General features: G+C 70.8%; 20 protein-coding genes. 12 read left to right on the plus strand and 8 right to left on the minus strand.

Annotation, left to right across the window (positions count from 1 at the left end; translation table 11 throughout):
* The first annotated feature begins 28 nt into the window (after positions 1 to 28).
* Entirely contained in the window at positions 29 to 733 is a 705-nt protein-coding gene (locus HN013_RS24855) for a UbiX family flavin prenyltransferase (RefSeq protein WP_171169920.1), read from the plus strand.
* On the opposite strand, the gene HN013_RS24860 is transcribed toward HN013_RS24855, so the two are convergent.
* On the minus strand, positions 730 to 873 hold the full coding sequence (locus HN013_RS24860; RefSeq protein WP_171169858.1) for a hypothetical protein: 144 nt from the start codon (positions 871 to 873) through the stop codon (positions 730 to 732). The genes HN013_RS24855 and HN013_RS24860 overlap by 4 nt on opposite strands.
* A 129-nt stretch (positions 874 to 1,002) precedes the next feature.
* On the opposite strand from HN013_RS24860, the gene HN013_RS24865 reads away from it, so the two are divergent.
* From HN013_RS24865 to HN013_RS24890, 6 genes are all read left to right on the plus strand, one after another.
* Complete coding sequence (locus HN013_RS24865; RefSeq protein WP_171169923.1) at positions 1,003 to 1,458, plus strand: Lrp/AsnC family transcriptional regulator; 456 nt, start codon at positions 1,003 to 1,005, stop codon at positions 1,456 to 1,458.
* Positions 1,459 to 1,543: 85 nt separating this feature from the next.
* Entirely contained in the window at positions 1,544 to 2,707 is a 1,164-nt protein-coding gene (gene mqnE, locus HN013_RS24870) for an aminofutalosine synthase MqnE (protein ID WP_171169925.1), read from the plus strand.
* Positions 2,708 to 2,806: 99 nt separating this feature from the next.
* Positions 2,807 to 3,325, plus strand: a complete 519-nt coding sequence (locus HN013_RS24875; RefSeq protein ID WP_171169927.1) for a GNAT family N-acetyltransferase — start codon at positions 2,807 to 2,809, stop codon at positions 3,323 to 3,325.
* 64 nt (positions 3,326 to 3,389) lie between these two features.
* Complete coding sequence (locus tag HN013_RS24880; protein ID WP_312018706.1) at positions 3,390 to 3,782, plus strand: DUF4229 domain-containing protein; 393 nt, start codon at positions 3,390 to 3,392, stop codon at positions 3,780 to 3,782.
* A 373-nt stretch (positions 3,783 to 4,155) separates the two neighbouring features.
* Positions 4,156 to 5,499: a dicarboxylate/amino acid:cation symporter gene (locus tag HN013_RS24885; RefSeq protein WP_171169929.1), complete on the plus strand. Its 1,344-nt coding sequence runs from the start codon at positions 4,156 to 4,158 to the stop codon at positions 5,497 to 5,499.
* Between the two features lie 74 nt (positions 5,500 to 5,573).
* Positions 5,574 to 6,809 carry an IS30 family transposase gene (locus HN013_RS24890; protein ID WP_249375355.1) on the plus strand — a complete coding sequence of 412 codons (1,236 nt, stop codon included), beginning with the start codon at positions 5,574 to 5,576 and terminating at the stop codon, positions 6,807 to 6,809.
* Positions 6,810 to 6,907: 98 nt separating this feature from the next.
* Here the strand turns inward: HN013_RS24890 and HN013_RS24895 are convergent, their stop codons facing one another.
* From HN013_RS24895 to HN013_RS24905, 3 genes are all read right to left on the minus strand, one after another.
* A complete protein-coding gene (locus tag HN013_RS24895; protein ID WP_171169933.1) occupies positions 6,908 to 7,465 on the minus strand; it encodes a DUF4396 domain-containing protein in 558 nt (185 codons plus the stop codon).
* A gap of 183 nt (positions 7,466 to 7,648) precedes the next feature.
* Entirely contained in the window at positions 7,649 to 7,789 is a 141-nt protein-coding gene (locus tag HN013_RS24900) for a creatininase family protein (protein WP_249375357.1), read from the minus strand.
* Positions 7,790 to 7,827: 38 nt separating this feature from the next.
* Positions 7,828 to 8,316 carry an NUDIX hydrolase gene (locus HN013_RS24905; RefSeq protein ID WP_249375359.1) on the minus strand — a complete coding sequence of 163 codons (489 nt, stop codon included), beginning with the start codon at positions 8,314 to 8,316 and terminating at the stop codon, positions 7,828 to 7,830.
* A gap of 103 nt (positions 8,317 to 8,419) precedes the next feature.
* Here HN013_RS24905 and HN013_RS24910 point away from each other — a divergent pair, with 103 nt between their 5' ends.
* The 3 genes from HN013_RS24910 (at position 8,420) to HN013_RS24920 (ending at position 10,575) form a co-directional block, all read left to right on the plus strand.
* Positions 8,420 to 8,884 (plus strand): helix-turn-helix transcriptional regulator, encoded by a 465-nt coding sequence (locus HN013_RS24910; protein ID WP_249375361.1) that lies wholly within the window; start codon positions 8,420 to 8,422, stop codon positions 8,882 to 8,884.
* A 153-nt stretch (positions 8,885 to 9,037) separates the two neighbouring features.
* The gene (locus HN013_RS24915; RefSeq protein WP_249375363.1) at positions 9,038 to 9,772 is read left to right on the plus strand and encodes a hypothetical protein; all 735 of its coding nucleotides are present in this window, start codon (positions 9,038 to 9,040) and stop codon (positions 9,770 to 9,772) included.
* A gap of 161 nt (positions 9,773 to 9,933) precedes the next feature.
* Positions 9,934 to 10,575 (plus strand): TetR/AcrR family transcriptional regulator, encoded by a 642-nt coding sequence (locus HN013_RS24920; protein WP_171169935.1) that lies wholly within the window; start codon positions 9,934 to 9,936, stop codon positions 10,573 to 10,575.
* 21 nt (positions 10,576 to 10,596) lie between these two features.
* Here HN013_RS24920 and HN013_RS24925 read toward each other — a convergent pair whose 3' ends face one another.
* Both HN013_RS24925 and HN013_RS24930 read right to left on the minus strand, forming a co-directional pair.
* Positions 10,597 to 11,772 (minus strand): lipase family protein, encoded by a 1,176-nt coding sequence (locus HN013_RS24925; protein WP_171169937.1) that lies wholly within the window; start codon positions 11,770 to 11,772, stop codon positions 10,597 to 10,599.
* A 183-nt stretch (positions 11,773 to 11,955) separates the two neighbouring features.
* Entirely contained in the window at positions 11,956 to 13,020 is a 1,065-nt protein-coding gene (locus HN013_RS24930; protein ID WP_171169938.1) for an AraC family transcriptional regulator, read from the minus strand.
* A gap of 167 nt (positions 13,021 to 13,187) precedes the next feature.
* Between HN013_RS24930 and HN013_RS24935 the strand changes: the two genes are divergently transcribed.
* The gene (locus tag HN013_RS24935) at positions 13,188 to 14,957 is read left to right on the plus strand and encodes a long-chain fatty acid--CoA ligase (RefSeq protein ID WP_171169940.1); all 1,770 of its coding nucleotides are present in this window, start codon (positions 13,188 to 13,190) and stop codon (positions 14,955 to 14,957) included.
* A 347-nt stretch (positions 14,958 to 15,304) separates the two neighbouring features.
* Here the strand turns inward: HN013_RS24935 and HN013_RS24940 are convergent, their stop codons facing one another.
* Entirely contained in the window at positions 15,305 to 15,508 is a 204-nt protein-coding gene (locus tag HN013_RS24940) for a cold-shock protein (RefSeq protein WP_171169943.1), read from the minus strand.
* Between the two features lie 284 nt (positions 15,509 to 15,792).
* Here HN013_RS24940 and HN013_RS24945 point away from each other — a divergent pair, with 284 nt between their 5' ends.
* Entirely contained in the window at positions 15,793 to 16,683 is an 891-nt protein-coding gene (locus tag HN013_RS24945; RefSeq protein WP_312018707.1) for a menaquinone biosynthesis protein, read from the plus strand.
* Between the two features lie 48 nt (positions 16,684 to 16,731).
* On the opposite strand, the gene HN013_RS33240 is transcribed toward HN013_RS24945, so the two are convergent.
* On the minus strand, positions 16,732 to 17,172 hold a 441-nt coding region (locus tag HN013_RS33240; protein ID WP_249375365.1), incomplete at its 5' end, for an alpha/beta hydrolase-fold protein.

The following is a 17,172-nucleotide window of genomic DNA, read 5'->3' on the forward strand; positions in this document are numbered from 1 at the left end:
GCCGCCCCGGCCGACTAGGCTCGGGGGCGTGGAGCCGTACGAACACGCAACGCAACGACCCGAGCGCCGGCCCTGGGTGGTCGGTGTCTCCGGTGCGTCCGGGACGCCCTACGCGGCCGCCGTGGTGCGGGGGCTGCTGGCTGCGGGGGAGGACGTGGACCTGGTGGTCAGCCGGGCCTCGCGGCTGACGCTGCTGGACGAGACGGGGATCGCCTTCCGGGACGCGCACTGGCAGGACGACCTGCGGGAATGGCTGGCGCGCGGGGCCGATGGGAAGCCGCAGGCGTTCGATGTGGGCGATGCCGTTCCGGCGCGGGTGCGGCACTGGGCGGCCGGTGATCTGGCGGCGGGGCCGTCGTCGGGGTCGTACCCGGTCAAGGGGATGCTGATCGTCCCGGCGAGCACGGCCTGTGTGGCGGGTGTGGCGCTGGGGCTGTCGAAGGACCTGCTCCAGCGGGCCGCGAGCGTGACGCTCAAGGAGCGGCGGCCGTTGGTGGTCGCGGTGCGGGAGACCCCGCTGAGCGGTCAGACGCTGAGACAGCTGGTGGCGCTCGACGAGGCGGGCGCGATCGTGCTGCCCGCCTCTCCGGCGTTCTACGCGGGGGCGACGCACATCCAGGACCTCGTGGACTTCGTCGCCGGGCGGGTACTGGACGCGGCGGGCGTGCCGCACCGGTACTACCGCCGGTGGAAGGGGGAGCTCGGCGGAGGCCGCTCCCCGGAGGGGAGTTAGCGCTTCTTGGGACGGCGCGCCGCGCGGGCCCCGGAGGCCTCGGCGTGCCGGGCGGCGGCGACGGACTGGTGGGCACGCGAGCGGTTGGCCAGGTCCTGCAGCTCGCGCATGCGGGCATAGGCCATCTCGATCGTGTACACGGGTTCACTCCTGAAGGATCGTTGGTGCCGTAAGCGTTCGGTGAAAGATTTTCGGGGCTTCAGCCCTTCAATGCCTTAGATTCTACATGCAAGACGGCAAGTTCGCTGATTATTGAAAGGTTCCAGCCAATGGACGCGGTGGACAGGCAGCTCATCCAGGCCCTCCGGGAGAACGGCCGGGCCTCGTACGCGGAACTGGGCAGGCTGGTCGGCCTGTCGGGGCCGAGCGTCACCGACCGGATCAACCGCCTGGAGGCGGCCGGCGTCATCACGGGCTACCGCGCGACCGTCAACGCCGCGTCGCTGGGCCTGGGCGTCACGGCGCTGATCGGCATCCAGCTCTCCGACGCGGCCGACCACGAGGACGTGGCGCAGCGGCTGCGCGACCTGGAGGAGATCGAGGACTGCTGGTTCATCGCCGGCGACGACTCGTACATGCTCAAGGTGCGCGTCGGGGACGTGGACGGGCTGGAGCGCACCATCCGCCGGCTGTCCGGGACCAAGGGCGTGAGCCGCACCCGCACCACGATCGTGCTCTCCACCAAGTGGGAGAACAGGGTCGGCGAGCTGCCCGAGGGCATCTGAGGAGGCGCCCGGGCGGGGGAGTAGGCTCGACCGGGCCAGGCGGAGGAAACCGGACGTACTCCGTACGTACCAGAGAGGTGGACGCATGGACGCGGGACTCAAGCGCGAGCTGGAGGAGAAGGTTCGCGCCGGTGAGCGGCTGAGCCGTGAGGACGGCATCGCGCTCTACGAGTCCGACGACCTCGCCTGGCTCGGTGGCCTGGCCCACGAGGTGCGCACGCGCAAGAACGGCGACACGGTCCTGTTCAACGTCAACCGCCACCTCAATATGACCAATGTGTGCACGGCCTCGTGCGCCTACTGCTCGTTCCAGCGCAAGCCGGGCGAGAAGGACGCGTACACCATGCGCATCGAGGAGGCCGTCCGCCTCGCCAAGGCGATGGAGAACGACCACCTCACCGAGCTGCACATCGTCAACGGCCTCCACCCGACGCTGCCCTGGCGCTATTACCCGCGCTCGCTCAAGGCGCTCAAGGAGGCGCTGCCGCAGGTCTCCCTGAAGGCGTTCACCGCCACCGAGATCCACCACTTCGAGAAGATCTCCGGCATGCCGGCCTCCGAGATCCTCGACGAGCTGATCGACGCCGGTCTGGAGTCGCTGACCGGCGGCGGCGCGGAGATCTTCGACTGGGAGGTCCGGCAGCACATCGTCGACCACGAGACCCACTGGGAGGACTGGTCGCGCATCCACCGGCTCGCGCACGAGAAGGGCCTCAAGGGCCCGTGCACGATGCTCTACGGGCACATCGAGGAGCCGCGCCACCGCGTGGACCATGTGCTGCGGCTGCGCGAGCTCCAGGACGAGACCGGCGGTTTCCAGGTCTTCATCCCGCTGCGCTACCAGCACGACTTCGTGGACATGAAGGACGGCAAGATCCGCAACCGGCTCCAGGCCAGGACCTCCATGGCCACCGGCGCCGAGGCGCTGAAGACCTTCGCGGTCTCCCGGCTGCTCTTCGACAACGTGCCGCACGTCAAGGTCTTCTGGGTGATGCACGGTCTGCAGACCGCGCAGCTCGCCCTCCAGCACGGCGCCGACGACATGGACGGCTCGGTCGTCGAGTACAAGATCACGCACGACGCGGACAACTACGGCACGCCGAACAAGCTGACCCGTGACGACCTGCTGGAGCTGATCCGGGACGCGGGCTTCCGCCCGGCGGAGCGGAACACGCGCTACGAGGTCATCCGGGAGTACGACGGTCCGGACGCGGACCGCCGCGAGGCGCCGCAGCCGATGCGGGTCTGACTCTCCTCCTTCACCATCTCCGGAAGTCCCGGTGAGGCGCCTGCCTCACCGGGACTTTTCCCTTGCGCGGGCGCGGTCGGTAATGGTTGCATCGGTAACATGTCTCTTACCTTCCGCCGTGATCCGCAGGTGACCCCCGAGCTCCGCGAGGAGTTCTTCCGGCTCTGGTACGACGTCTCCCGGGCAGGTGGCGCCGTGGGCTTCGTGGCCTCGGTGACCGAGGAGGAGGTGCGCGCCGCGACCGAGGTCCAGATCGGCCGGGTGGTGGCCGGCGAGCACCGGATGCTCGCCGCGTACGAGGACGGGCGGCTGGCCGGCACCACGTTCCTCAGGCTCAACCCCGACTTCAAGATGCGGCACTGGGCCATGGTCGTCCTGGTCATGGTCGACCCCGGGCTCCAGGGTGGCGGCCACGGGCTGCGGATGATGGAGGAGACCGTGGAGATGGCGCGCGAGGCCGGACTTGAGGCGCTGCGGCTGGAGGTGCGCGGCGGCACGGGCGTCGAGCACTTCTACGAGCGCAACGGTTTCAAGGAGGTCGGCCGGGTGCCGGCCGGGCTGCGGCTCGCCGCGGACGACTACCGCGACGACATCCTGATGTGGCTCCCTCTCGACTGATCCACTCGGGGGCGTGCTTGACTGGTACGAGCCCTTTCGACTGCCGTTGTGAAGAAGGTCCGCCGTGAGTAGCCAGCAGCCCAGTGGCCAGAAAGCCGAGAGCGGTCAGAAGGCCGGGAGTGACCAGACGGCCGTGAGCGGCCAGACGGCTGTGAGCGACCAGAAGGCTGTGAGTGGCCAGAAGTTCGCCTCGCTCCGCTACACCGCGCTGCGGTTCGGCCTGCTGATCGCCTGCTTCGCCGTCGTGTGGGTGCTCTGCTACGCCCGCGTCGTCCCGCTCGGGGCGAACAACTCCAACTTCGTCTGGATGATCCTGCTGGCCCTGATCCTCTCGGCGCCCCTGAGCTGGGTGCTGCTGCGCAAGCAGCGGGACGCCATGGCGGTGCAGGTGTCCGAGCGCGTCGAGCGGACGCGGGAGCGCCTCCAGGCCAACGCCGGTCAGGAGGACCGGGTCTGAGGCGGACATTTCTCCCCAAGAGTAGTTTTCGCCCCAAGGGTAGTTTTCGTCACATCGCACCGCGCGCCTCGCCGTCGAGCAACCGCTCCACGGCGGGGCGCGCGGCGTTTTTCCTGCCGTCGGAGCCTCTGGAACCCAAAGAGACCCTTTGGGTTTCTCAAAGTTCCAGTGTTAACGTGTCGACATGAAGACAGCAGCAGCGCACCGAATCCCCGCGGGCCCCGTGCTCGTGGCGCGCCTGCACGTCGATCTTTGCCGCTGTCTGTCCGCGGCCTGTTGCCGCCGCTGATTTCCCCGACGCGGCCGGAGATCCCGTACGGACCTCCCGGCGCCCCGCGCCCCTTTTCACCCCCGTCTGTCCCCGGAGATTCCGTTGTCCTCGACGCCCCCCTCCACCGCGACCCCGTCCTCCGGGGTCCGCGCCGCCCTCGGCCGTATACCCAAGGTGCCCTTCTGGGCCCAGATCCTGCTCGGTCTCGTCCTCGGCGCCCTGCTCGGCTGGGCGGCCCGGAGCGGCGACATCGGCTGGCTGCAGACCACCCTGGACAAGATCGGTGACATCTTCGTCCAGCTGCTCATGGTCGTGGTGGCCCCGCTGGTCTTCTTCGCCATCCTGGTCTCGATCACCAACCTGCGGAACGTCTCCAACGCCGCACGGCTGGCCACCCGGACGCTCCTCTGGTTCATGATCACGTCGCTGATCGCGGTCACCATCGGCCTGACGATCGGTCTGCTCACGGACCCCGGCTCCGGCACCGGCCTCACCGCCGCCGACGGCGCCGACCCCAAGAAGAAGGGCTCCTGGCTCGACTTCATCACCGGCATCGTCCCCACCGACGTCATCACGCCGTTCACCCAGCTGAACGTGCTCCAGATCGTCTTCATGGCCGCCGTCGCCGGTATCGCCGTCCTCCAGATCGGCGAGAAGGCCAAGCCGCTGCTCACTCTCAGCGAGTCCGTGCTGGAGCTGCTCCAGAAGGTGCTGTGGTGGGTCATCCGGCTCGCCCCGCTCGGCAGCCTCGGCCTGGTCGGCCACGCCATCCACAAGTACGGCTGGGACCTGATCGGCAAGTACGCGACGTTCACCGCCGACATCTACGTCGGCTGCGCCATCGTCCTCTTCGGCGTCTACCCGGTGCTGCTCGCCACCGTCGCCAAGGTCAACCCGCTCCAGTTCTTCAAGGGCGCCTGGCCCGCCATCCAGCTGGCCTTCGTCTCCCGCTCCTCCGTCGGCACCATGCCGCTGACCCAGCGGGTCACCGAGCGCCTCGGCGTCCCCAAGGAGTACACCTCCTTCGCCGTGCCCTTCGGCTCCACCACCAAGATGGACGGCTGCGCCTCCATCTACCCGGCCATCGCCGCAATCTTCGTGGCCCAGGTCTTCGACGTGCCCCTGGAGGTCCGCGACTACCTGCTGATCGCCTTCGTCTCGGTCATCGGCTCCGCCGCCACTGCCGGCCTGACCGGCGCGACCGTGATGCTCACCCTGACCCTCTCCACCCTGGGCCTGCCCATGGCGGGTGTGGGCCTGCTCCTCGCCATCGACCCGATCGTCGACATGATCCGCACCGCCACCAACGTGGCCGGGCAGTCCGTCGTCCCGATCATCGTCGCCTCCCGCGAGGGCATCCTCGACCGCGAGGCGTACGCCACGGCCGACGGCTCGAAGCTGGAGGACGCCGAGCCGGCGCGGGAGCCGGTGCTGAGCGCCGCGTAGCACCCACGGAAGAGCCCCCGGCCTCGCACCTTCCGTTCTAGTGGTCGTCGCAACACCCCAGCTCAGGGGATGCGATGGAGTTCGAAGCTCGTAGGGACCGGAGGCCCCAGGGGCGCAAGAGGCTGCACGCTGAGCGGGAGGAATACTTCCGGCTTGTGCAGCAGGGATACAGCAGTGCAGAGGCGTCCAAGCGTGTAGGTGTCCACCTGCGAACCGCTCGCGGGTGGCGCAACGGTCGCCTGCTCAACAGTGGCAGGGTAGAGCCGCCCGTTCGTTCGCAACGGGCGGCCGTCCCTGCTTCGTCCAGCCGGTACCTCGGCGAGCAGGAGCGCATCCACATCGCCGACCGGCTGCGGGAGAAGGCCTCCGTCCGCGCGATCGCCGCCGAGCTGGGACGCAGTCCCTCCACGGTCAGCCGGGAAATTCGCCGCAACGGCGCGCTCTGGCGCGGCACCGAGTGGACCTACCGGCCCTACGTCGCCCAGTCCCGCGCGGATGCCCGTCGGCCCCGTCCTAAGCCCGGGAAGATCGGTCGGTGCCCCCGGCTGCGGGACTACGTCCAGGAGCGTCTGGAACGGCGCTGGAGCCCGGAGCAGACAGCCCACCAGCTCCGCCGTGACTTCCCCGACGACCCGGAGATGCGCGTGACGCACGAGACGATCTATCAGGCGCTCTACGTCCAAGGCCGCGGCGAACTCCGCCGTGAACTCACCAAGGCCCTGCGGACCGGACGAGCCCGCCGGCGCCCCCATCGCCAGGCCTACAAGCGCCAGCCTCGCTTCACCGCGCCCATGGTGATGATCAGCGATCGACCCGCGGAGGTCGCCGACCGCGCCGTTCCCGGCCACTGGGAAGGCGACTGCATCGTCGGAGCGAACCACGGCTCCGCCATCGGCACGCTGGTCGAGCGGACCACCCGCTTCACCATGCTGGTGCACCTGCCCAACGGCCACCGGGCAGAGCACTTCCACCAAGCGCTCACCGCCACTGTCAGCGAACTTCCGCCTCACCTGCGGCGTTCACTGACCTGGGACCAGGGCAACGAGATGGCGGGCCACGTCCTCTTTTCCACCGCCACGGACATGCCGGTCTACTTCTGCAATCCCGCCAGCCCCTGGCAGCGCGGATCGAACGAGAACACGAACGGCCTGCTGCGGCAGTACTTCCCGAAGGGCACCAACCTGGCCCGCTACAGCCGCGAGGACCTGGACGCCGCCGCTGCCGAACTCAACAGCCGCCCACGCAAGACGCTCGGCTGGGAAACCCCAGCCGAGCGTCTGTCCAAACTGCTCGCCACCACACGTCAGTGATCACGTGTTGCGACGACCCCTCGAATTCGCCCACGAGGCCGGGGGCTTCCTGCTGTCCGGGAACCTCCCTCGCCCCTCGGCATGTGGAGTGAGAGGCGTCAGTGGTAGGCGTGGACGACGGCATGGCCCTTGCCGCGGCCGATCATCCACTTGTTGACCGGAGTCGTGAGCAGGAAGGCGATCACGAACCCGCCGAGCAGTGAGGTCCAGAACAGGATTTCGTCCAGGTGGGCGTCCATCGCGCCGGGGACCAGGGCGATGATCCCGTTGTCGACGAGCTCCATCACGACGATGGAGACGGTGTCGGCGGCCAGTGCGATCTTGAGGGCGGCCTTGAAGCCCAGGCCGGCCTTGCGGATCGCGAACAGGGTCAGGGAGTAGCCGAAGACGAACGCCAGGGTGATCGCCAAGATCATGGTGGGCGTGTTGCCCCACATCAGGGCCGTGCCGACGGCCATGCCGAGGATCTCGCCGATGGCGCATCCGGTCAGGCAGTGCAGCGTCGCCCTCGCGGCGGCTCCCCAGGTCACCCCGCCCATCCGGTGTCCCTCGTGCCCGGCGTGCCCGGCGTGTCCCACGTGCGCTTGGTGCGCGGCGTGGTCGTGCGCGGCGTGGCCGTGCTGCGCGGTGTCGGCGTGGTGTGCGCTGTGGTCCATGACCGTCATCCCCATTCCCCGTCCAGTGTGGCCGCTCCCGCGGACTCACGGCGTGAGCATATACCCCTGGGGGGTATCTATAGAAGAGTTGAGCCCAATGAGAACGGAGGGGGCAGCGAGTGCAGAGGAGGCTGGGCGTCCCGGTGATGTCGGCGGTCCGGGAGGGGGCCGGATCGGCCGTCTTCACGGCCCGGCAGTGATGAGGGATCGCCGGCGAGCGATCAGGCAGACGACGGCCGTGTCCGTGATCAACGGCAAATGGGCGCCGTGCTGTTCGAAGCTCCCGACGGGCAGAAGGACCCTGTGGGTCCTGCGCGCCGGCATCGCCGGTGGTGGCCAGGGCGACCGGCTCCTCGACGCGGTCAATACTCTGCGCGGGGACGTTGCCCGTGCTCCAGGTAGCGGAAGTGCGCCGCGTCCCGGGCGGCAACGGCCTGCCGTACCCGGCGGGTGAGTCTCGGGATCAGGAGGTCCTCGATTGCTTCCGCCGGCTGGAAGCGGGCCTCCAGCAGCTCGTCGGCCGCGGGCTTGATCTTCCGGAACTGCCCCGGATCGAGAAGCCCGCCGTCGAAGACGAACAGGACCTTGTCGCCCTCGGCGTCGCTCGGTGCCCAGTCCACGACGAGGAGGGGGCCGATGGGCGGGGTGATCCCGAGTTCCTCGGCCACTTCGCGCCGGCAGGCGTCGAGCGGCGATTCGCCGGACTCGACGTACCCGCCGGGGATCTCCCACTTGGGCTTGTACGAGGGCCGGACCAGCAGCACCCGGCCCTCCTCGTCGAAGAAGAGCGCACCCGCGGCCATACGGGGACGGGCCATGCGCTTCTCGTGCTCGTTCTCGGGCTCCGGCATGCGGCCGAGCCTAATGAGGCCGGTTCCCGCTCCGTACATCGCGCTCTGTCGTTGCACAGTGCGGCCCACGACACTTGGAGCGGCGCGACCGGGAGGGGCGGCGATGCGTGGCATGACCGACCACAAGGCGTTCGGCAGCCGGGTGCGGTTCTACCGGGAGCGGCGGCGGCTGACACAGCGTGAGTTGGGTGCACTGCTGTGCCGGTCCGAGGGCTGGGTCTATCGCGTCGAGTCGGGCCGTATCCCGGTCAACACCGTGAAGATGCTGATGGATATCGCCGAGGCCCTCCGGGTGCACCTGGAGGATGTGCAGGGCGCCCCGTCGCTCCTGGACGACCGGGGGAACGGCCGGGGGAACGACAGGGGGAGCGTGCCCGCGATGGAGGAGTGGTGGTGGCGGCACGTCACCCATCGGCAGCTCTTCCGGGTGCTGGACGCGCGGGCGCGTGGTCTGCCCTGGGTAGCTGTGCGGCAGTTGATGTGGCTGGAGAGGTGTGGCCGGAGAGATGTGGGGTCCCGGCAATCTCCCTCCTCTCGTGGTGAATTGGCCGAGAGGCGCGTTGAGTAAGGGCCGGAGTGGGCGTGAGACTCTGACGGTCAGGGTGCGATCCGTGTGGGCCGGTGCCCGGTCGTGGGTGTGAGGTTTCCATCCGTGACGGACGGTTTCCGGGGGGTGCCGGTCCCGTTCGCGAGCAGGTGGCTCGCGCGGTGGGGAGGACGCATGACCGTCAGGATGAAGCATTCCCCGGACCACGAGGACGAGTTCCACGATCTGGGCGCGTACCGCGACGGGGATCCCTGTCGCCTCACGCCTCTCTTCCGGCTCCCGGCCGCCGCCGCGCTCGTCGTCGTGGAAGCGCTGGCGGCCGTTGTGCGGGAGGGGCACCGGAAGGAGCGGTCCGGGCCGGTTCCGGCCGATGGGATCAGGCGGGCGCAGGAGTTCGAGGAGGGGGACGTCTATATGGTCGAGGCGCCCTTCGAGGGGTTCTTCGCGGACCGGTATCTGATGGACTTCTACGACGTCACGGCGCGGAACATCTGCTCCCGGATGCACTTGCACACGGGCCTGCGCTTCGTCCGGATGATGACGGGTCCGGACACCACCATCCGGACGTCGAGCCTCAGTCCGATCCGGGTCATGCCCTCGCCGACCTGGGCGGGCGGGCCGTTGCGGGAGTTCGCCGACCGTCTTCCGGGTGCGCAGGGCAAGGAGCGGCACAATGTGATCGTGCCCCCGAACTGCTGGGTGGACATGCAGATACCGCGCGGTGCGTCGCACCAGTTCAACGCCGAGGGGCCGTACGCCGTGGTGGATTCCGTGCACCCGGAGGAGTCCGTGGAGACGCTGCGCGAGGGGATGTCCGGCTACCGCATGATGGCGCAGACGATCTTCCTGGCGGAGGCGCGGCCCGCGGCGTCCACCTGTCTGAGCGGTGAGGTGCCGCCGACGGCCTGATGGCCGCCCTTGACGCCCGCTCCCTGCGTGATATTACCTGCCGGTACTGTAGCGGGGGCGGAGGGATGCTTGTTGTGACCACTGCACAGACCGACGCTGCCAGGATCCGGACCGGCGTGAGGACGTCCGTGCCGGACAGGACGAAGCCCAGGGTGCGGAGGATGCCCCGGGAGGTGCGGGAGCGGCAGATGATCGACGCGGCCGTGCGGGTGTTCGCCCGGTGCGGCTACAGCGCCGCCTCGATGGATGAGATCGCCGAACTCGCCGGGGCGTCCAAACCCCTGATCTACCTGTATCTGAACTCGAAGGAGGACCTCTTCGGCACCTGTATCCGGCGCGAGGCGGAGGCGCTGCTCGGTGCCGTGCGGTCCGCCGTCGAGCCGCACGCCCCGGCGGACCGCCGGCTCTGGGACGGGTTGCGCGCGTTCTTCGCGCACACCGCGGCCCACCCCGAGGGGTGGGCGGTGCTCAGCTGCCGGGCCCGTACGCACGGGGAACCGTTCGACCAGGTGGTGGCCCGGCTGCGCGAGGAGATCGTGGAGGTCGTCGTGCGGCTGATCGAGGAGGCCGCCGGGGCGGCGCCGGGGCGGACGCCGCTGGTCGGGCGGGAGGTGACCGGCCTCGCCCACGCCCTTGTGGGCGCGGCCGAAGCGCTCGCCGGGTGGGCGAACGGGCCCGCCGGTGCCGCCCCCTCGGCCAAGGAGACGGCGGAGACGCTGATGAACGTGGCGTGGGTGGGGCTGGAGAACCTGGTCAGCGGCAGGCGCTGGGGCGTCGCCCCCGCGGTGTCACCCGCCGGCTGACCCGGTCCGGCCGGCGGTCGTTCAGCCGCAGTCGCCCGCGTCCGGCTTTCCGGCGAAACGTTGCGCCAGCCAGTCGGCCGCGGGGACGGCCTGGACGACCGCCCCGGTGACGTGCTCGGTGAGCGGCAGGGACGTCCAGCGGACGCCGGCGCCCCGCGCGCACCAGTCGGCGCGCAGCCGCTGTCCGCCGGCGTACGGGACCAGCTCGTCGGCCGTCCCGTGGTAGAGGTACACGGGGTGGTCGGGGGCGTGCGTGCCGAGGGTCGAGGAGCGCAGGACGCGCTGCCAGTCGGGCGCCTCCAGCGGGTTCCGGACGGTCACGTCGGAGATCTTCTTGAAGAGTCCGGCGGCGACGTCGACGGCGACGCAGTTGTTCCTGAGGAAGCTCAGGGAGCGGCGGCCGCGGTCGTTGAGGTAGTCGTCGAGCCGCAGTTCGGGGTAGGCCGCGTTCTGGCCGGACGCGGCCATGAGGACCAGGCCGGCGCCGACGCCGCCGTCCTCGAACGCGGCGGTTTTGATCAGGTCGGCTGGCATGCCGCCGGTGGCCGTGCCTTTGACGTCCAGCTCGGGCGCGTAGCTGTCGTGGAGTTCGGCCGCCCAGCTTGTGGCCTGGCCGCCCTGTGAGTACCCCATGATGCCCACCGGGGTGTCGGCGCCCAGCCCGGTGCCGGGCAGTCGCAGCGCCGCGCGGGCGGCGTCGAGGACGGCGTGGCCCGCCGAGCGGCCGACGACGTAGGTGTGGTCGCCCGGGGTGCCCAGGCCCTCGTAGTCGGTCACGGCGACGGTCCAGCCGCGGGCGGTCAGCAGTTGGATGAGGTTGGCCTCGACCGCCGTCCCGAGCGGGAAGCCGGCGGAGGGCGCGCACTGGTCGCCGAGGCCGACCGTGCCCACGGCGTAGGTGATCAGCGGCCGGGGGCCGGGTCTGCCGTCCTGCGGGACGATCACGGTGCCGGAGACGACGTTCGGGGCGCCCTTGGCGGTGGTCGAGCGGTAGGTGATGTGCCAGGCCCGGGTGAGGGTCGGCTGGCCGGGAAGCGGGTGGAACGCGGTGGGGGAGGAGCTGACGATGTCGCCGGGACTGCCGGTGCGGATGGGGGTGTCGATGCTGACGGGGGTGCCGGCCCGGACGGGGCCCGTGAGGCCGAAGGTCGCGGCCAGAGCCGTGACCGCGGTGAGGGCCAGGGTGCGCAAGCGCATGGAGTGCTCCCAACTGTCGGATGGTGCCGCGCAGTTGTTCGCACCGTAGTAACTCACCGGTAATAGCGATGCTGACCGGGACGCTCACCCTTGCCGACCGGAGTGCTCGGTCCCGTCGGCCCGGAGCGTTCGGGCCCGTCAGCCGGAGAGCCCGGGCCTGTCAGCCGGAGCGCTCGGGCCCGTTCACCCGGAGCGCTCGCGGAGGAGCGCGCTCCCCGCCTCCCGCCGGTACGCGCCCGGCGTCGTCCCCGTCCAGCGGCGGAACGCCCGGTGGAAGGCGGTGTCCTCCGAGTACCCCAGCCGGACCGCCAGTTCGGCCGCCGACTCCCGCCCGGCGGCCAGCCCGGCGAGCGCCGCGTCCCGGCGGACCTCGTCCTTGAGCAGCCGGTACGAGGTGCCCTCCGCCGCCAGCCGGCGCCGCAGCGTCGCCGGGCTGAGCGCGAGCCGGGCGGCGGTCTCCCGCGCCTCGGGCAGCCGCACCGGACGGTCCGACCGGAGCGCTCCCGTCAGGGCGCTGCGGACCTGGTCGGCGACGGTCGTGCCGTAGTCGCGGCGGCTCAGCAGGCCGGCGGGGGCGCGGCGGAGGAACGCCGCGAGCGCGGCCTCGTCCCGGAGCACGGGCGCGGTCAGCCAGCGCGGCGCGAAGCCGGCGCCGGTCCGGCGGGCCCCGAACCGCACCGGACAGCCGAACATCAGCTCGTACTCGCCCGCGTACGGGGGCGCCGGATGGGCGAAGTCGGCCCAGTTCAGGACGATGCGCCGGCCGATGAGCCAGCTCGCCAGCCGGTGCCAGACGAGGACCGCGCACTCGGCGAGAAAGCGCCCTTCCCGTACCCTGCAGAGGTCATTGCGGATCGTGAACACCGCCTCGTCCCCGCGGAGTCGGAGGGCGAGGTCGGGGCCGCCGGGGAAGAGGCCGTAGAAGCGGACGGCCCGGTCGACGGCCGCGCCGAGGTCGGGGCAGCCGACGCACGCGTGGCACATCATCGCGAACGTGCCGGGCCGGCTGGGGACCGTCGACAGGGCCAGGAACTCGTCGCGCGTCACCCGGCGCACCGCCCGGACCAGCCGAGTGAACTGCTCCGGCGTCACCCGCCCGCCGTCGTCGCCCGGCAGGAGGGGCGGGATGCGCGCCGTCTGGAGCAGGGGGACGGGGTCGTGGCCGAGGCGGACGGCGCCGCCGAGGGCGGCCCGTACGAAGTGCGTGCCGATCGTGCGGTCGCCGGTGGTGACGGGGAGTTCGCCCATGGGGGCATGGTGCGCCGAGCGGTGGGGTCAGGGGTGCTGAGCGTTTCGGTCAATCCTGGGGCGGGGGTGGCGTGCGTAGGGTTCCGGAGCGGTCCGGGGGCACGGGGGTACGGCCCCCGGCACGGAGGACGGGAGTCCGTCCGCCACCCCCGACCCGCGGAGGCGCCATGCCCGAACGACCCCGCACCCTCGCCCTGTTCGCCGAATGGACGGCCGACCGGTACGGCGCCGGCCCGGCCCTCCGCCACCGCGCCCCGGAGGGCGGCTGGACGGACGTCGGCTACGACCGGCTGCGCGAGACGGTACGGACCACCGGACGCGGCCTGATCGCCCTCGGGGTGCGCCCCGGCGACCGGGTCGCCGTCCTCGCCGGGACCCGCCCGGAGTGGACGTACGTCCACCTCGCGGCGCTGGCCGCCGGCGCGGTGGTGGTGCCGGTCTACCCCACCGCCGGCGAGGACGAACTCGCCTGGGTGCTGGCCGACTCCGGGGCGACGGTGGCGGTGGCCGAGGACGCGGAACGGGCCGCCCGGATCGCACCGCTCCGCGCCCGGCTGCCGGAGCTGCGGCACGTGGTGGTGATGGACGACGGGACCGGGGCGCCGCTGGCGGGGGCGGCCGCCGGGGCGACGGTGGACGACCTGCTCGCCCGGGCGGAACAGCGGACCGAGACGGACCTCTGCGGCATCATCTACACCTCCGGCACCACCGGACTCCCCAAGGGCTGCTGCCTCACCCACGGCAACCTCGCCGCGGCCCACGACGCGACGGCCGGGATCATCACCTACGACCCCGGCGACACCACGTACCTCTACCTCCCCCTGGCCCATCTCCTCGCCCAGCTGGTGCAGTTCGGCACCCTGCTGCGGGGCGCGACGCTCTGCTACTACGGCGGCCGGACCGAGGACATCGTGACCGAGCTCGCCGAGGTCCGGCCGACCCATCTGCCCTCGGTGCCGCGCCTCTTCGAGAAGGTCCACGCCATGGCGCTCTCCCTCGCCGGGGCCGCGGGCCCGGACGGGCCCGCGCGGCTGGCGGCGGACGTACGCGCCGGCCTCGGGGCGGCCGTCCTGCGTGAGCGCGGGGAGGAGCCGGACGGGCCGCTGCGCGCCGCGTGGCAGGCCGCCGAGGACCGGCTCTTCGCACCGGTGCGGGCCGTCTTCGGCGGGCGGCTGCGCTGGGCCCTGACCGGCGCCGCGCCCATCGCCCCCGGCACCCTGGACTTCCTGCGCGCCTGCGGCATCCCCCTCCACGAGGGCTACGGGATGACCGAGACGTCCGGGGTGGTCACCCTGAACCGCCCGGGGGCGTTCCGGCCCGGCACGGTCGGCCGGCCGGTCCCCGGCTGCGAGGTGCGCGTCGCCCCGGACGGCGAGATCCTCGCCCGCGGGCCGGGGGTCTTCCCGGGGTACCACGGCGACCCCGCCGCGACCGCCGCGGTGCTGGACGCGGACGGCTGGCTGCGCTCCGGGGACCTCGGCTCCCTGGACGACGACGGCTTCCTCACGGTCACCGGCCGCAAGAAGGACATCATCATCACGTCGAGCGGCAAGAACATCACGCCCGCACTGGCCGAATCCGCCCTCCGGCAGTCCCGCTGGATCTCCCACGCGGTCCTGGTCGGCGACCGCCGTCCGTACCCCGTCGCGCTGCTCACCCTGGACGCCGGGGAGATCGCGGGCTGGGCGGCCCGGGAGGGCGTCGGCTTCGGCGCGGAGGGGCCCGCGCGCCACCCGGGCGTGCGGCGGCTGTGCCAGGAGGCCGTGGACGCGGTGAACGCCCGGTCGGCCGGCCCGGCCAGGATCAGGGCGTTCGCGATCCTGCCGGGCGATTTCGGGGTGGAGAGCGGGGAGCTGACCCCCACCCTCAAACTGCGGCGTTCGATAATTCTCGAACGGCACAGCAGGGAAATCGATGCGCTGTACGAACAGGGTTAAGGATTTGTTAAACAAATGCCGGGCGGAGCGGATGTCCGGGGTCCGGAAACAGGAATATGCCCGGATGTGACGCTTCCGGCCGTGGCGCCGGGCGGCGCAGCCATGATCGGTGACGGTCCTGACCGGCCCCGTTCCTGATCGAACCCGCTCGCGGCCGGATCAAGCGGAGATCGGCGGTGATCGGCGGCGAGGCGATCAGCGGCGAGGCGATCGGCGGCGATCAAAGACGTCCGGTCAAAGACAGGAGCCCTGCCCCGCCGCCGAAACGGTGGGACAGGGCTCCTTGGTACTGCATCGGCCGCGACCGGCCTGTCACCTCGCGCCGGCCCCGGAGGGCCGGTCCCGGACTACTGGGGGGTGACGTTCTCCGCCTGCGGGCCCTTCGGACCCTGAGTGACGTCGAAGGTCACCTGCTGGTTCTCCTCGAGGGAGCGGAAGCCGGAGGCGTTGATCGCGGAGTAGTGGACGAAGACATCGGGGCCCCCGCCGTCCTGGGCGATGAAGCCAAAGCCCTTTTCAGCGTTGAACCACTTCACGGTTCCGGTAGCCATAAAGCCCTCCTTGGGCCCAAAGGGTTGCCCTGCTCCAGAACCTGCAAGAAGTCTGAAAACTACAAAAGCCTGCGGGTTACATGCTCCGCAGGCTCTGTACTGCAAGGGAAACCAAACTGCAACTTGCGGCGAGCGTAGCACGGAGGGTTCTTGCCGCGAAAGAGTTGAAGATCACGCTCAAGGTGGGTTTTCGGCCCCGCAAAGCCGGAAAGTCTCGCGAGTCAGGCACCCTCTCACCGGGCCCCGGTCGGGCCGGGCGCCCGCCGCGGGGCTAGCCTCCGGATGTGGACATTTCAGCACGCGACGTACCGACCGCCGCCGACGCCCCCCGGCCGCACCTCAGCCGTCCCCGCGTCGGCCACATCCAGTTCCTGAACTGCCTGCCCCTCTACTGGGGGCTCGCCAGGACCGGGACGCTGCTCGACCTGGATCTGTCCAAGGACACCCCCGAGAAGCTCAGCGAGGCACTCATCCGGGGGGACCTCGACATCGGCCCGGTGACGCTGGTCGAGTACCTGCGGCACGCGGACGAACTGGTCGCGATGCCGGACATCGCGGTCGGCTGCGACGGCCCGGTGATGTCCTGCATGATCGTCTCGCAGGTGCCGCTGGAGAAGCTGGACGGGGCGCGCGTCGCCCTCGGCTCCACCTCGCGCACCTCCGTGCGCCTGGCGCAGCTGCTGCTCGCCGAGCGGGTCGGGGTGCGGCCGGAGTACTTCACCTGCCCGCCCGACCTGAGCCTGATGATGCGCGAGGCGGACGCCGCCGTCCTCATCGGTGACGCCGCGCTGCGGGCGTCGCTGCACTACGCGCCCAAGCTCGGCCTGGAGGTCCACGACCTGGGGCAGATGTGGAAGGAGTGGACGGGGCTGCCGTTCGTCTTCGCCGTATGGGCCGTGCGCCGCGACTACCTGGCCCGGGAGCCGGGCATAGTCCGCAAGGTGCACGAGGCGTTCCTGGCCTCCCGGGACCTTTCCCTGGAGGAGGTCGGCAGGGTCGCCAAGCAGGCGGCGCGCTGGGAGGCGTTCGACCCGGAGCTGCTGGAGCGCTACTTCACGACGCTGGACTTCCGCTTCGGCCCCCGCCAGCTGGAGGGCGTGGCGGAGTTCGCCCGCCGCACCGGGCCGACGACCGGCTACCCCGCCGACGTCCGGGTGGAACTGCTGGAGCCCTGACTCCCTGGGGGAGGGGCTCAGGGCTCCAGGTATCGGGGCGGGGCGGCGTCAGGCGACGGGCCCCTGCATGTGCTTGCTGATCCACTGGATCAGCCCGCCGGTCTCCATGTTCGGCACATAGGTGGCCGCGTTGTGCTCGCCGCCCTGGATGACGAAGTACTTCGTCTTCACCGGGCCCTTGTTGCCGTACGCGGAGACGAACTTGTCGATCGGCGGCTTCACCGACTCGCTCGCGCCGACCTGGATGCCCAGGTAGACCTCCGGGCCTCCCTTGGCGATCAACCGCTGGGCGAGCACCTTGGAGTTGTTGTCCGCCTTCTCCTTGTCGTGGCCGGCCCACAGGAGGGAGTCGGGGACGATGTCCGGTCCGGAGGCGATGACGGCCTTGAACTTGTCCGGCTTCTGCAGCACGGACTTCAGGCCGGCGGAGCCGCCGGTGGAGGAGCCCATGAAGGCCCAGCCGTCGCGCGACTTGATCGTCCGGAAGTT

The organism is Streptomyces sp. I05A-00742 (genome assembly GCF_013055795.1).
GTDB lineage: Bacteria > Actinomycetota > Actinomycetes > Streptomycetales > Streptomycetaceae > Streptomyces.